Annotated in this window: 12 protein-coding genes and 1 tRNA gene; 9 read left to right on the plus strand and 4 right to left on the minus strand. The window is 44.8% G+C overall.

Features of this window, described 5'->3' with window-relative positions; translation table 11 throughout:
* Positions 1 to 85 precede the first annotated feature (85 nt).
* The 8 genes from bioD (at position 86) to NC997_RS26415 (ending at position 7,902) form a co-directional block, all read left to right on the plus strand.
* The gene (bioD, locus tag NC997_RS26380; RefSeq protein ID WP_190524775.1) at positions 86 to 766 is read left to right on the plus strand and encodes a dethiobiotin synthase; all 681 of its coding nucleotides are present in this window, start codon (positions 86 to 88) and stop codon (positions 764 to 766) included.
* Between the two features lie 105 nt (positions 767 to 871).
* On the plus strand, positions 872 to 2,092 hold the full coding sequence (locus NC997_RS26385; protein WP_190524755.1) for a M20 family metallopeptidase: 1,221 nt from the start codon (positions 872 to 874) through the stop codon (positions 2,090 to 2,092).
* Between the two features lie 103 nt (positions 2,093 to 2,195).
* Positions 2,196 to 3,008, plus strand: a complete 813-nt coding sequence (locus NC997_RS26390) for a hypothetical protein (RefSeq protein ID WP_190524757.1) — start codon at positions 2,196 to 2,198, stop codon at positions 3,006 to 3,008.
* A 114-nt stretch (positions 3,009 to 3,122) separates the two neighbouring features.
* Positions 3,123 to 4,346 (plus strand): ABC transporter substrate-binding protein, encoded by a 1,224-nt coding sequence (locus NC997_RS26395; protein WP_190524759.1) that lies wholly within the window; start codon positions 3,123 to 3,125, stop codon positions 4,344 to 4,346.
* Positions 4,347 to 4,383: 37 nt separating this feature from the next.
* On the plus strand, positions 4,384 to 5,334 hold the full coding sequence (locus NC997_RS26400) for a branched-chain amino acid ABC transporter permease (RefSeq protein WP_190524777.1): 951 nt from the start codon (positions 4,384 to 4,386) through the stop codon (positions 5,332 to 5,334).
* A 64-nt stretch (positions 5,335 to 5,398) separates the two neighbouring features.
* Positions 5,399 to 6,325, plus strand: a complete 927-nt coding sequence (locus NC997_RS26405) for a branched-chain amino acid ABC transporter permease (RefSeq protein ID WP_190524761.1) — start codon at positions 5,399 to 5,401, stop codon at positions 6,323 to 6,325.
* Positions 6,322 to 7,134, plus strand: coding sequence for an ABC transporter ATP-binding protein (locus NC997_RS26410; protein ID WP_190524763.1), 813 nt, complete (start codon positions 6,322 to 6,324; stop codon positions 7,132 to 7,134). Before NC997_RS26405 ends, NC997_RS26410 begins: the two co-directional genes overlap by 4 nt.
* A 15-nt stretch (positions 7,135 to 7,149) precedes the next feature.
* Positions 7,150 to 7,902, plus strand: a complete 753-nt coding sequence (locus NC997_RS26415) for an ABC transporter ATP-binding protein (protein WP_190524765.1) — start codon at positions 7,150 to 7,152, stop codon at positions 7,900 to 7,902.
* Between the two features lie 260 nt (positions 7,903 to 8,162).
* Here the strand turns inward: NC997_RS26415 and NC997_RS26420 are convergent, their stop codons facing one another.
* Positions 8,163 to 8,765 (minus strand): glutathione S-transferase N-terminal domain-containing protein, encoded by a 603-nt coding sequence (locus tag NC997_RS26420; RefSeq protein WP_190524767.1) that lies wholly within the window; start codon positions 8,763 to 8,765, stop codon positions 8,163 to 8,165.
* Between the two features lie 156 nt (positions 8,766 to 8,921).
* Here NC997_RS26420 and selD point away from each other — a divergent pair, with 156 nt between their 5' ends.
* Positions 8,922 to 11,210 (plus strand): selenide, water dikinase SelD, encoded by a 2,289-nt coding sequence (gene selD / locus NC997_RS26425; RefSeq protein WP_190524769.1) that lies wholly within the window; start codon positions 8,922 to 8,924, stop codon positions 11,208 to 11,210.
* Between the two features lie 6 nt (positions 11,211 to 11,216).
* Here the strand turns inward: selD and NC997_RS26430 are convergent.
* From NC997_RS26430 to glyQ, 3 genes are all read right to left on the minus strand, one after another.
* Positions 11,217 to 11,303, minus strand: a tRNA-Ser gene (locus NC997_RS26430).
* Positions 11,304 to 11,968: 665 nt separating this feature from the next.
* Positions 11,969 to 14,248 carry a ComEC/Rec2 family competence protein gene (locus NC997_RS26435; RefSeq protein WP_190524771.1) on the minus strand — a complete coding sequence of 760 codons (2,280 nt, stop codon included), beginning with the start codon at positions 14,246 to 14,248 and terminating at the stop codon, positions 11,969 to 11,971.
* A gap of 365 nt (positions 14,249 to 14,613) precedes the next feature.
* The gene (gene glyQ / locus NC997_RS26440) at positions 14,614 to 15,513 is read right to left on the minus strand and encodes a glycine--tRNA ligase subunit alpha (protein ID WP_190415998.1); all 900 of its coding nucleotides are present in this window, start codon (positions 15,511 to 15,513) and stop codon (positions 14,614 to 14,616) included.
* Positions 15,514 to 15,735 lie beyond the last annotated feature (222 nt).

Below are 15,735 nucleotides of genomic sequence, written 5' to 3' on the forward strand. Positions count from 1 at the left end.
AACCTTAGAAGATGGATTTCCAACTTTACAAGCTTCCAACTTCTACTGACAACTGACGAGTGACAACTGACGAGTGACAACTACTTTGAACGCGCTACTAATTACTGGAACCGATACGGACGCTGGGAAAACAGTTTTGACTGCGGCTTTGGCAGCTTATTGGCAGATGTATTGTCCTGCCAAAAGCTTAGGGATGATGAAGCCAATTCAGTCGGGAACTGGGGATAGAGAACTTTACAATCAGTTATTTTCTCTCAATCAATCTTTAGAGGAAATTAATCCGTTGTACTTCCAGGCACCCTTAGCGCCTCCCATCGCTGCTGAACGGGAAGGAAGGAGTGTTGACTTAGGAAAAGCTTGGCAAGCGTTTGAAAATCTGCGGCGTCAGCGAGATTTTGTGCTGATAGAAGCATTGGGAGGATTGGGTTCGCCGGTTACGCACGAACTCACGGTGGCGGATTTGGCTAGGGATTGGGGGTTGCCAACGGTATTAGTGGTGCCGGTAAGATTAGGAGCGATCGCCCAAGCGGTTGCGAATGTTGCCCTCTCTCGTCAGTCGGGTGTACACCTCAAAGGCATCGTCCTGAATTGCGTTCAACCTCTTACCGAACAAGAAATCGCCGATTGGTGTCCAATCGATTTGATTGAGTCTTTCACCAATACCCCAGTTTTTGGGATTCTGCCCAATCTGAGCGACCTCAGCGATCTCGGTAAACTCGCTCAAGTTGCGTCAGATTTAGATATAGAGCGATTGATGCCACTTTAACCAAAATTCAAAGATAACCAAGGGTAGGGAGTCAAGTTCTGGCGATACACCGCCCTACCCGATTAATTCCTTCACGTCATCATAAATTTTTGGAGTCTGAATAAGATGTTTGCCACTTCTTTAAGCCCTCTTTCTGTTGATTCATCTCGGATTCGACCGGAAATTCAAGCATTGCAGCCGATGCTGGTGGAGTTGCGGCGGCGGCTGCATCAGCGCCCTGAATTAGGCTTTCGAGAGCATTTAACTGCCGAGTTAGTTTCCCAAAAACTGCAAGAATGGGGAATTGAACATGAAACTGGCATTGCAAACACTGGAATTGTTGGCACAATTACTGGTAATAAACCCGGTAAAGTGTTGGCAATTCGGGCCGATATGGATGCCCTGCCGATTCAAGAAGAGAATGATGTGCCTTATCGGTCGCAGCATGATGGAGTGATGCACGCTTGCGGTCATGATGGACATACAGCGATCGCTCTCTCGACGGCTTACTATCTCTCTGAGCATCGCGATGACTTTGCTGGCACTGTAAAAATTATCTTCCAACCCGCTGAGGAAGGGCCAGGAGGTGCCAAGCCGATGATTGAAGCCGGTGTCTTACAAAATCCCCAGGTGGATGGGATTATCGGGCTGCATTTATGGAATAATCTGCCTCTCGGCACTGTGGGAGTCCGTACAGGTGCTTTGATGGCAGCAACAGAAGGTTTTCGCTGCACGATTCAAGGCAAAGGCGGACACGGGGCGATTCCTCATCAAACAGTTGATTCAATTTTAGTCAGCGCTCATATTGTTACTGCCTTGCAGACAATTGTGGCTCGAAATGTCTCGCCCCTAGAGTCCGCCGTCGTTACCGTCGGGGAACTTCATGCAGGCAAAGCGCTTAACGTAATTGCTGATACGGCTTTCTTCACGGGTACTGTGAGATATTTCAATCCGGTTCTAGGAGAACTTATTCCGCAACGGATCGAGCAGATTATTGCGGGTATTTGTCAAAGCCACGGTGCCACTTATCAACTGGACTACAAGCGGCTTTATCCTCCGGTGATTAATGATGCCAAGATGGCGGAACTCGTGCGTTCTGTAGCGGAAGGGGTGGTAGAAACTCCGATTGGAATTGTGCCAGAATGCCAAACAATGGGCGGCGAAGATATGTCTTTCTTTTTGCAAGCGTTGCCCGGTTGCTATTTCTTTTTGGGTTCGGCGAATGTAGAAAAAGAGTTAGCGTATCCGCACCATCATCCGCGATTTAATTTTGATGAAACAGCACTGGAGATGGGTGTTGAGATATTTGTCAGGTGTGTTGAGAAATTTTGCAGAGTGGAGGATTGAAGGCTTGTCAGGATGAAGGTTTAAAGGATCGTTTGAGTCTGTAATTGCTAACCTGCTAACCTGAAACTCGCTGGCAATCTTTCTTCAATCCCATGAGGTGCTGATGACTTCTCAACTGCCAAATTTAACTGATTTGCAACAGGCACAGCAAGCGATCGCAGACTTCGAGCAATCTAGCGCTCCCAGCGTTTGGTCTAGTTTAGATAAACAGCAAGTCATTGCTGATATGCGATCGCGTCTAATCGATCCCTTTCAAGTAAATCAAGGGGGACAACCCTTCTGCGGGCCAGCATCGATTGTATTTGAGCTGGTTCGCAAGCAGCCCCTCAAATACGTAAAAATTTGCCGCAGTTTATTTGAAATCGGCGGTTTTCAAGCGAGAACTCGATATATCCAAGCATCGCCCAGACTGCGCCAAAGCCAAGGCAGACTGCGGATGGGGATGGCAGATTGGATGCTATTGGCAACCTTGCGCGAATCAGAAAACCTGATTTTTCCAGTCGAACCCAACGCCCCCAACATCATTCGGAATCTGGGCGGGATGACGAAATCATGGGAGATGAAAGGCTGGGTGAAAGAAGTGCTGGGCTATCGTCAATTTAAATATGCCCATACCTATATTTATGGCGAATTTGATGCGATGCGCGAAGCCGCAGAAGTCATCGCCAGCGGTGGCGTAGCGTTTGCTTTGGTTACGGCAGAAGGGTTACTCAGCAACAAACCGCCACTACTGCCTTACCCGACTCACTGGATTTCCCTATTAGGCAATATTGTGATTCAACCAGGTAAACCTTGGCACCACGATAGCGGACATATCAGCTTCGACATCTACACTTGGGCAAGAAAGATGCACGTAGACGCAGCTGAGGGTCCATTCGAGGATTATTTTTGGGGAATTGTCATGGGAAGAATGTAAAATTCTCAAGGAATATTTCATACCTTAGTAGGTAGACACAAAAAAACCGAAAATATAGATAGAAAGCCGGTTTGAAAAAAACAGCCTTCTAAAATATCTACAATCTACTGAGTTATGAAACGACCTGCTGTGCGAACCTCTGCCGTATTTCTTACCGTTGCATTCTTACTGTCAGCCTGCACCCAAACGAACCCTGTGGGCACAAACCCCACTACTGCCCCTTCAGCAGCCCCAGGTTCATCTAGTGCCATTCCGATTGGGATTGCCTTAGCGCAAACCAGTAACGTCGCTCTCCTCGGTCAGGAAGGCATTGCGGGTGCCAAAATTGCCGAGAAATACTTTAATGACAAAGGTGGTATTGACGGCACCCCGATTAAATTGATTGTTCAGGACACAGGTGGAGAGGAAGCCGGAGCGATTAATGCCTTTCAAACCCTAATTAGTCAGAATAAAGTTGTCGGCATTGTTGGACCAACTCTTTCGCAGCAAGCATTTAGTGCCGACCCCATTGCAGAGAGAACCAAAGTGCCAGTTATTGGAGCATCCAACACTGCTAAAGGAATTCCGGAGATTGGAGATTATGTTGCTCGTGTCTCAGCACCCGTTTCCATTGTCGCTCCTCTCTCGCTAAAAGCAGCCCTCAAGCTTAACCCAAATATCAAGAAAGTTGCGGTATTTTACGCTCAGAATGATGCATTTAGTAAGTCGGAGACAGAAATTTTTCAGCAAACAGTTAAAGACCAGAAACTTGATTTAGTAACGGTACAAAAGTTCCAGACGAGCGATACGGACTTTCAAACGCAAACCACCAATACTATTAACTTAAAACCCGATTTAGTGATTATTTCTGGACTAGCGGCAGACGGAGGAAACTTGGTTCGCCAACTGCGGGAACTGGGTTATAAAGGTACTATTGTTGGGGGCAATGGATTTAATACTTCCAATATATTTAATGTGTGTAAAGTTCTCTGTGATGGAGTTCTAGTTGCACAAGCTTATAGCCCCGAATACTCTAGTGAGGTGAACGCTGCCTTTCGCACCGCTTATCTCAATCAATATAAAAAAGAACCCCCGCAGTTTAGTGCCCAAGCCTTTGCAGCGGTTCAAGTGTATGCAGAGGCTCTGAAAGCTTTAAATCAGAAAACTAAAATTAGCACAATGCCGCTACCGCAACTACGTACAGAACTGAACAGGCAGTTGCTAGCTGGTACGTACCAGACACCACTAGGTGAGATTGGCTTTACGCCAGTAGGCGATGTCAAACAAAAAGAATTCTACGTCGCACAACTTAAGGTAGATGCAGACGGAAATAATGGTAAATTCGCTTTAGTTAAATAACGATAGGGTGGGCAAAGCCCACCCTAATCAAAAATATATGGATATCACTCTTTTTTTACAACAATTCCTAAACGGTTTATCTATTGGCAGTATTTACGCAATTTTTGCTTTGGGATACACTCTAATTTTTTCTATCTTAGGGATTATTAATTTTGCTCATGGGGCACTCTTTACTTTAGGAGCGTACTTCACTTATGCCCTGATGGGAGGAACATTTGGATTTAACGGATTATTTGCAAATGCAAGTTTACCGATAAAGCTTCCATTTGCACTAGCATTAATTTTAGGGAGTACGCTGGCTGGTTTGGTTGGGGTTGGAATTGAGCGTGTTGCTTTTCGACCTTTGCGACGTAAAGGCTCTGATCCTCTGCTGACGGTAGTTTCTAGCCTTGGTGTAGCCTTAGTAATTGTAAATTTAATCCAGTATTTGGTGGGAGCAGAAAGTTATAGTTTTCCTGCAAATACTTACGGTAACTTGCCTCCTTCTATCAACTTTGGTACGGGAGAAAACCCAATTCCTATCCGTAGCGTTCAAATTGTAATTTTTAGTGTATGTGTAATAATTTTGGCGATCCTCACTTATTGCATAAACCGTACTAAATTTGGTAAAGCGATGAAAGCTGTAGCTGAAGATCCGATAACTGCTAGTTTGCTAGGGATCAATACCGACTTTTTTATTGTCCTGACGTTTTTCGTCAGCAGTTTCTTAGCGGGATTAGCAGGGACTTTGGTAGGGTCTAGTGTAAGTATCGCTGGACCCTACTTGGGTATTGCATTTGGACTAAAGGGTTTAGCTGTTATTGTACTAGGTGGTTTAGGAAGTATTCCTGGTGCCGTCTTGGGAGGTTTAGCGATCGGACTTGTGGAGGCATTTGTCCCTTCAGATTATTCTGCTTATAAGGATGCGTTTGCTTTTGGAATACTATTCATAATGCTGATAGTTAGACCTCAGGGTTTGCTAGGGCGTCGGCTGATTCAAAAAGTATAGTTATTGGAATGTTAAATGTAAAACTAAATATTGCTCGTTAATTTTTTATTTTTAATGTGTTGCAATGAGTGATTTTTTGAACACTTATGGATCGCTGATCGTTTCTATGGTGTTGGGGGCACTACTAGGATTGTCGTTGTACCTACCGCTGATGACTGGACAGTTATCTCTAGCTAGTCCTGGTTTTTATGCGCTGGGCGGATATATTGCAGCGATTCTATCTACCCAGGTATTTCGCGTTAGTGGCGGTTTATTCCCGATTCCGCTGCTGTTATTGGAGATGCTGGTTGCTGGTATAGTCTCTGGCATATTGGGCGTTATGGTGGGGATTCCGGCGCTGCGGTTGCGGGGGATCTATTTAGCGATCGCTACCATTGCCTTTGTAGAAGTTTTGCGCGTCCTATCGCTAAATTTGGATATTACTGGCGGCGCTGTCGGTATTTTTGGCATCCCCCAACCTTTCCAAACCCCTATCGAGTATTTGTGGATAGCGTTTCCTTTACTAATTATTAGTATGGTATTGCTTTATCGACTTGAACGAATTCGGGCAGGAAGGGCATTTACAGCTATTCGAGAAGATGAATTAGCCGCGGGGGCGATGGGAATCAATCCAACTTACTACAAAGTTCTAGCTTTTACCCTGGGCGCGATTTTGGCAGGAATCGCTGGGGCAGTTAGCGCCCATTTTCTTAATACCTGGAACGCCCGCCAAGGCACCTTTGATGCCAGTATTGTTTATTTAACTTCTGTCTTAATTGGTGGAACTAGAACTTTTGTAGGACCTGTATTGGGTGGTATGGTATTTACAGCTTTGCCGGAAATATTAAGGGGAATTGCAGATACTAGCGGTTTACCTACCTGGTTAGCAGGATTCCTCCGAGATGGTCGCTTGATTATTTTTGGGTTCCTAATAGTTGTGGGAACGATATTTTTCCCACAAGGCTTGGTGACGCCAGAATTGTTTAAGAGAAAAATGAAGAATAAAGCATGAAGGATGAAATTTCACCTTTAAAACTTGACACTTTGCCCTGTCTGGAAGCAAAAGCACTAATGCGCCAGTTTGGTGGCTTAGTAGCGGTGAATAATGTATCTTTCACGGTTCATAAAAATGAGATTTTTGGTTTAATTGGCCCCAATGGTGCTGGTAAAACTACACTATTTAATCTGATGACTGGGTTAATCCGGCCTTCCAGCGGGCAATTAGTCTATCAAGGCGAGGAAATTTCCCAGCGCCCTCCCCATCAAATCGCTGCTAAAGGTATCGCCAGAACTTTTCAAAATATTCGCTTATTTGGTAATCTTTCGGCTCTGGAAAATGTGATGATTGCGCGGCATATTCATAATAAGGGCGCTAATATTCTATCTACTCTGTTAACTGGGCTGTTGAGTTTACCATCAGCGTCTAGGCGAGAACAGTTAAATAAACAAAAAGCGATCGCGTTACTGGATATGGTGGGATTAAGCGATCGCGCCCAAGAAAAAGCTCGAAATTTTCCCTATGGAGATCAGCGTCGCTTAGAAATTGCCAGGGCGCTAGCGTTAGAACCGCAAATTCTATTGTTAGATGAGCCTGCGGCTGGCATGAATCCTAGCGAAAAACACCAATTAAGCGAATTTATCCGAGAAATCCGCCAACAGTTTAACTTGACGATAATCTTGATTGAACATCACGTGCCGCTGGTAATGGGATTATGCGATCGCATTGCCGTGTTAAATTTTGGTAAGTTGATTGCTTTGGGCGAACCATCGGTTATCAGAAACGATCCGTCTGTCATTGAAGCTTATTTGGGAAATGAATGAGGGCTTTAAACGCTGATGAACGCTGATAAATCCAGAGAATCAGGTGATGGGCAAGAAAAGTTTACCCTGCTTGAGCTTAAAAATATTTTTGTTAATTATGGTGGAATTCAGGCTTTAAACGATATTAGTTTGACTGTCAATAACGGCGAGGTTGTCACTCTTATTGGTGCCAACGGCGCTGGAAAAAGTACAACCCTACGCGCTATCTCTAAGATAATCAATCCCCGAATTGGTAGCATTATTTACAGCGGTCGCAATATTACTCATCGCCAACCTCATGAAGTAGTGCGGCTAGGAATTGCTCATTCTCCGGAAGGACGTAGAGTATTAGCACGACAAACTGTTTTTGATAACTTAGAATTGGGTGCTTATATCCACTCCAATCAGGACGTCGTGAGGGCTGATATTAATCGTCAATTTGAGATGTTTCCACGTCTGAAAGAACGTCGCAATCAACTTGCTGGGACACTCAGCGGTGGCGAACAGCAAATGTTAGCGATCGCTCGTGCTTTGATGAGCCGTCCAAAACTGTTACTATTAGATGAGCCAAGCTTGGGTCTTGCCCCTACAATTGTCAGAGAAATTTTTTCCATTATTCAAAATCTCCGCGATACAGGGGTAACTATCCTTTTAGTTGAGCAAAACGCTAATCTGGCTCTAGAAATTTCTGATAGAGGATATGTACTTGAAGCTGGTTGTATCACCTTGACAGGAAAATCTTCTGACTTGCTTAAGGATGAGCGGGTTATGAAAGCTTATTTGGGATGATTTAGGATATTTTTACTTTGATTTGAAGATTTATTTTTACTTAGATTTGAGCGAAAATAAGGACAATAAATAATTAAAAAAATTGCCCAATATTTGGATAAATATAAGAAGTAATGGGAGCTGTCTTACCGATTTTTGGTCTATCGTTGATAACCCTTCCGTGTCTGACGGTAAGTATAGGCGAGCGCCTATACTTAAAATAAATAGGTGGGCAGTGCCCACCCTATTTTTTTACATTTTTCTTCTTAACTTTTGCTTTCTTATGGAACTGCCATTCCCCGTTGTACGGCTGGACGCTGCTGAATTGTTTCAAACCAGCGCTTAAGATTTGGATGATTATCTAGGGTTAAACCTTGAAATTCATAGCTAGCAACCCAAGGAAATGTGGCAATATCGGCAATCGAGTATTCATTGCAGATAAATTCCCGATCTGCCAACTGTTTATCTAAGACACCGTAAAGCCGTAGAGTCTCTTTCTCATACCGCTCAATTGCGTAAGGAATCTTTTCTGGAGCAAACTTCTTAAAATGGTTTAACTGACCAAACATTGGCCCGACGCCTCCCATTTGAAACATCAGCCATTCCAGCACTTGAAAGCGAGCTTTTTGTTCTTTAGGTAAGAATTTTCCAGTTTTCTCTGCTAGATAGATCAGGATAGCACCCGATTCAAAAACCGTCATGCCAGTATCTTGGTCAACAATCGCGGGAATCTTGCTATTCGGATTAATTGCGACAAATTCTGGGGTAAATTGCTCTCCCTTCGTAATGTCAATCTTATGGACGTTGTAAGGAAGTTCCACTTCCTCCAACATGACAGAAGCCTTGCGCCCGTTTGGTGTCGTGAAGGTGTAAAGGTCAATCATGAGGTTAAATGTTCAGTTTTGCCGTTCCACAAGGTAGTGTAACTTGAAAAGTGACGGCGGAATACGTGCTACGCACTTTGCCAGCTCTGAATTAATTACCACGATCTATAGGGATGGCATCTCGTTACTTTAAAAAATTTAAACATTGGCTTTTAAATGCAGGTAATCTCTCCAATTGTTAAAGATTTAGTACTAATCGGTGGCGGACACAGCCATGCCATTGTGTTAAAAATGTTTGGTATGAAACCGTTACCGGGAGTCCGCCTAACGCTGATTACAGACACTTCTCATACCCCCTATTCTGGTATGTTGCCCGGTCATGTGGCAGGTTTTTATGGCTACGATGAAAGTCATATTGATCTACGACGTCTTGCCCAATTTGCCCAAGCGCAATTTTATCTTGACCGAGCGATTGGTCTGGATTTGGAAAATAATAAAGTCATCTGTGCTAACCATCCAGATGTTGCATTTGATCTGTTATCAATTGATATCGGCAGTACCCCAGCCACAATATCTATACCAGGTGCAGCGGAGTACGCTATTCCAGCGAAACCCGTCGTAAAATTGTTGAGTGAATGGGATAAACTGCTGAAAATTGTTGCAGAAATACCTGAAAAACCAATACAACTTAGCATTGTGGGTGGAGGTGCTGGTGGAGTGGAACTGGCGCTGGCAATGCAATCTCGGTTGCAGCAATTTCTTGAGCATTCCCAGCAGTCTCTGGAAAATCTAGAAATCCATCTATTCCATAGTGGTGTTGAGCTTTTACCAAACTATAACCGCTGGGTGGGTCGGCGTCTTCAGAAAATTTTGATCCAGCGTGGGGTTGAGTTGCATCTAGAGGAAAAGGTGTGCGAAGTTCAACCGCGCAAGATTATTTGTGAGTCTGGTTTAGTAGTTGAATGCCCTAACGTTGCAACTTCTGCTGAGTGTCGGGTTTTTTGGGTAACACAAGCATCGGCACCTCGTTGGCTGCAAGCATCTGGATTGGCTACCGATTCCAAAGGCTTTATCCAGGTAGATGATACCTTGCGATCGCTTTCTCATCCCCAAGTTTTTGCGGCTGGTGATATTGCCACAATGATTCATCATCCCCGTCCGAAAGCGGGAGTTTTTGCGGTACGTCAGGGGAAGCCACTGTTTAACAACCTGCGACGGACGTTACTAGGAAAGCCACTTAAGCCGTATAAGCCGCAGAAACAATATCTTAGTTTAATTGGTACAGGGGATGGTCAAGCGATCGCTTCTTGGGGAGCTTTTAGTTGGGAATCGCGCTTGTTTTGGCACTGGAAAGACCGCATTGACCGCGAATTTATGGCACGCTTTCACAACTTGCCGGAAATGTCAGCCATCACCCCATCCTCAATCCCCAACAGCCAATCCCCAATCCCTAATCCCCCAATGCGTTGCGCTGGTTGCGGTTCTAAAGTCGGTAGTACAACATTAGAACGAGTCCTACACCGCATTAAATTAGAACACCCTGAAGTTGGTAATCGTGAAGATATTTTAATTGGACTTGATGCACCAGATGATGCTGCCGTAGTCAAGGTGCCAGTAGATCAAGTGATGGTTCATACCCTAGACTATTTCCGAAGTCTAATTAATGACCCGTTTATCTTTGCTCAAATTAGCGCTAATCATTGCTTAAGCGATATTTTTGCAATGGGTGCTACTCCTCAGAGTGCGCTGGCAATTGCCACTATTCCCTACGCCTGGGAAGAAAAGCAGGAGGAAACCCTTTATCAACTGTTATCGGGTGCTGCTAAAGTGCTGCAACAGTCGCAAACACCTCTGGTAGGCGGACACACCACAGAAGGAGCAGAACTAACTTTTGGTTTATCCTGTAACGGCTTAGCCTATCCCAATCAGCTGCTACGAAAAGGAGGTATGAAGCCGGGGCAAGTGCTAATTTTGACCAAAGCGCTAGGAACGGGAACTCTATTTGCTGCGCAGATGAGCTTGCAAGCAAAAGGTCGATGGATTGATGATGCAGTCCACTCGATGCTGCTGTCAAATCAAGCAGCCGCTAAGTGTTTATTAAAACATGGAGTTACTGCCTGTACGGATATTACAGGATTTGGATTGCTGGGGCATTTACTGGAAATGATCCAAGCATCTCAGGTGGCGGTGGAGTTCAATTTAGAAGCTATCCCAGTTCTAGAAGGTGCCTTGGAAACGCTGCAAATGGGAATTGTGAGTTCTTTACACCCGCAGAATTTACGGGCATCCCGCCAGATTAGCAATTTATCAGCAGTTAGCGATCGCGCTACTTACCCTCTTCTATTCGATCCCCAAACTTCTGGCGGACTCTTAGCTGCGATTCCAGATGAACGCGCTGATGCTTGTGTCGCCTCACTCAAAACTTTGGGATATACCTACAGCCAAATAATTGGTCGCGTGACGCCACCAAATCTAGGCGTTCAGCCCATCTCACTAATTGTCTGAATTCAACGGAGAGGAGAGGATTTGAACCTCCGGTGACGTTGCCGCCACAACTGATTTCGAGTCAGTCGCATTCAACCACTCTGCCACCTCTCCAAGCGCTATCTTTATTAACCAAAGGTTAATAACTCAGCATTATCAGTATATACTAAATTCCGTCAATCTCTTCTGCCTAACGAATAATTTCCAGTAAAGCATCATGCCGCGACTTGAGGTAATCGTCACTGCATATCCATTTATTATCAAGGCAGGTTGAGTAGTTTCCATTCTGGAGAGGGTTCTGAAAAACATTATTAGCATCGGGTAGAGGCTTTCGGTAAATAAGCTATCGAAAAAAATGTCGGAAAAAATATAAATTCTCGCTGAAATACTTCTTCTCCCTCTAAAACCGTAGAAATACGGGGGTCATTTGTTTAATTGCAGGTGAATATTTTAAAATTAAAATTGTTTCGCTTCAAGCCTCAATCATTTTTTGAATGAGTAATGCCCAACAGTGCTTTGTAAAAGCTTGTTTCTCAAATCTCCTAAACGGTTATAAAAAAGGCTCAATAGACCTCTTGCATGAATAGGAAGAGGAGGCAAGCTCAAAGTTGATAATGGCAGCAATCAAGTTGAAACGTAAGCCAAAGCGCCTGCGCCGATTTCGGTAACGCTCTGCCAGGAGCAGCAAATCTTATTGTCTCAATCGGGGTAGTCTGAGTGCTAGGTCAGTTATCTATTTAAGCTTTACCTCTACAGCCGGAAAATATTACTCCCCATTCCTAATAGCTCATACCAACATCGTTTTCCGTTGCTTCCAGCGTTGTCTCAAACCTACCACTAGGAGTCCACTGGACTGCTCCATCACGCTCGGTTGTATAGACTTGGGTTTTGATTTTTCGCAGCTCTTGCGTCGTTTCTGGATCGATAGTTGCGGAGGCAGCGATCGCTACCTTGGGTTGCATCTTTTGCAATATATCAGCTTGTAAATTTTCTCCAGACCACCAAAGCACCTGGGCTGGAGGTAATTGTTTCAGAAGCGCTAACTTTCTTTCCTTTTCCTCTGGCTTAAAATTTCCCACCACTAACCAAATCTGGTTGCCGATTTGTAGTTGCACTACTGGTGGTTGGCTACTAATTAACTTGATGACTGAAGCTCCAATTGGTACACTCTGACCAACTGGCAAAGCTTGAGTTGGAATCTTCACGCCTAGAGTCGAAAGTTTACCAATAGAAGCAGTGTTAGCATAAAAGCTTGACACTGGGAGCCGTTCCAAAATTTTAGGCCAGCCACTTCTAGAACTAAGTTGAGAATCTGTTACCACAGCCCAGTCAATTTGATTGACGCCCTGCTGTTGTAAAAAAGGCAGCACAGTAAAATTAGCTGTACTATCATCCCCACTATTAACCAGGGTGACTTCTCCTTTGTCTTGAATCACCAAAACTGGCTCTCCCGGCGTAGAAAGCACCGTGACTCGAAATAAAGTTGCTTTTGTCTGCCAAACTGGGACAACCACTAAACTGGCAGCAATTAGACCCGCAAACCACCAACGCCGACGCCACCATTTGCTCAGCGAAGCCAGAGCAATTAGTCCGTATAGAGCTAACAGTTGCAAAATAGAGATGGTACCGACAGCAACAGAATTTCCTGGTAACTGGGAAAAAAATTCCACTAGCAGAATCAGCCCTTGGGATGGGTAATAGAGCAACCAAGCCAAGGCACTGCCAGCTAAGGGCCAGATCAATGATGCTAAGGCGCTGATAATTCCACCAATACTAATGATGGAGATTAAAGGGGTGCTTATTATGTTTGCCAGGATGCTGTAAGGAGATACTAGACCAAAGACATAAAGTTGTAGGGGTAAAACCCAGGGAAAAACGGCTATTGGAAGCGCAATCAAAGATGCGATCGCGGGTGGTAACCAATCCAGCCATTTTGTAACCGTAGGTACTGCAACTAATAATCCTAGGGTGGCTAAAAAACTCAGTTGAAAACCTAAATCCCAAATCCATAGGGGATTAAACAGCAACAAGAGAGTGGCAGCAAGTAGGAGCGAACCCAGCGGCTTTACCTTTCGTTCCATCGCCAAAGCAATTAAAGCTCCGACACCCATCACTCCAGCTCGAACCACAGAAGGCTGCAACCCCGTTAAACCTACAAAAACAAGTAGGGCAGTGAACCCAATGATAAATTGCGATCGCACCGAAAAACGCTGGGTCAGAGCCACCACCACACCCAGAATCAAAGAAATTTGAAACCCAGACGCTGCAAGGGCATGAGCCAAACCACTCTGGATAAATTTATTGCGAACATCGTAGGGTAAATCTACCGCCTGATTCCCCAACACCATCGAACTGACCAGCTGACCCTCTGGACTGCCTAACCAACGTACTTGAGATTGAATGATCCGCCGCCGGATAGTCCAAAATCCCCAGGGACGTTTTTCTGGTTCATTAACAAAGCTAACTTGACGTCCGCTGAGACCGGCAAACCCACCTTCTCTTTTTAGGTAAGCTTGAAAGTCAAAGGCTCCTGGATTGGCAGCAGGCTTAGGTTTATACAAGACTCCAGTTACTGCTATTTCTTGACCTGGATATAAACCCGTCGCTTGCAGTAATGGCAAAGTCACGTATAACTTACCAGTTACCCCTTGGCTGACATCAGCAGGTTTGTTGTTGCCGTTCTTGACCTCATTTAATTTTGTCGCTTCCAGCCAAAACTGCGATCGCTGACTTTGCGTCAGACGGGGTGGAGTTGCAATCTTGCCTTGAACAGTGACAACCTGCTCTTGGCCTCTAATATTTTGGGCAGACACAAACTTGCTAATGTTATTCGCCGCTGGTTGCGGCATTCGCATTTGAAAATAAAGTGCCGCTAGCAACCCGACAACTCCAGCCACCAGCCACACTCTCGCTTTCGGGCCTGTTCGCCAAAATCGGGGCAAGACAACAGCTGCCCCAATCCCTAAGGCTAGTATTCCGTACTTCCCCCAGGGTAATCCCGTAGAAAGCAAGCCCAGAATATAAGCCAAACTTAAAATGACGCCATTGGCTAAGTTCATTAGATAGTCAAACTTATCTCAAGCTCAGTACAGCGTGCAGAAACAGCATACACATTGCTGTGCTTCCTAAGTAAGAATTGTGAACTGTCTGCAACACTACTTGATTGCCCCCAAAATTAGTCATACAGATAATGTTCGCTAACAGCTAGCAATACCAGCACAATTCAATCCATTTCAAATGCAGACTCTTTGTATTTATTGCTGATGCATAAAGACGAAAAGCCCAAAAAGCTGCTAGTACAGCCTGCTGCCTTCACAAGCGTCTTACCACCTCCTTTGTCAACTTCGTTTTTACTAAAAGGTTGCATTCGTCTTCAGAAGCATCTAACCCAGTCCACTGAAATACCTATGCTCCAAATTTGTTGCTAGTTTTGAGCTACTGGTTCTTTAGCTTCTTGTAGTTTACACAGCGGAAATCCCAGTGCCTCTCGTTGCTGCAAGTACAGTTCAGCAACTCGCCGTGCCAATTTGCGAATTCTGCCAATGTAGCGCGTCCGCTCGGTTACAGAAATGACCCCTCTCGCATCCAGCAAATTAAATGTGTGAGAACACTTCAAAACATAATCCAGGCTGGGTAAGACAAGTCCGCGTAAAGCTATTTGCTCTGCCTCCTGCTCGTATAGACCAAATAAGGTAAACAACAACTCTGGGTTGGATGCTTCAAAGTTGTATACACACTGCTCAATTTCTCCCTGGAGGTGAACGTCTCCATAGGTAAGATCGTCAGTCCAGCGAATTTTGGTCAATGCATCGACCTGTTGGAGGTACATGGTTAATCGCTCTAAACCATAAGTGATCTCAATTGAGACTGGTCTACAATCAATGCCTCCGCATTGCTGAAAGTAAGTAAACTGAGTGATTTCCATCCCATCTAGCCAAACTTCCCAGCCGACACCCCAAGCTCCTACTGTGGCATCCTCCCAGTTGTCTTCTACAAACCGGACATCGTGATCCTCAGGACGAATACCCAAAGCTCTCAGCGAGTCCAAATATATCTCTTGGATATTATCTGGAGAAGGCTTAATCAAAACTTGATACTGATAATAGTGTTGATAGCGATTCGGATTTTCGCCATAGCGTCCATCTGTGGGACGACGGCAAGGTTCGATATAAGCCACAGCCCAAGGTTCAGGTCCAAGACATCTTAAAAAGGTATGAGGATTCTTGGTGCCTGCCCCTTTCTCAATATCGTAGGGCTGAGCGATCAGGCAACCGCGATCGCTCCAGAACTTGTGTAATGTAGCAATCACCAACTGAAAATTCACAGATTCCTTTCCTTAAGCGCTCAACGCATAACCCATTGTGGCCCAAAAGCTGCGCCCTTGGGGATTTTGAGAGTTTTCCAAAAAAGTTTTTCAAAACAGTTGACAGAAGCGGTTCGTGGTTGCTACATTAATAAAGCGGTCGGGAGAGCAAGCGAAAGTGAAGCGACACCGAAGCGCACCGAACCTAGAAAAGATAATAGTTTGAAAGCCAAGTAAACACAA

This window comes from Trichocoleus sp. DQ-A2, from assembly GCF_039961915.1.
In the GTDB taxonomy this organism is placed as follows: Bacteria; Cyanobacteriota; Cyanobacteriia; order Cyanobacteriales; family FACHB-T130; genus FACHB-T130.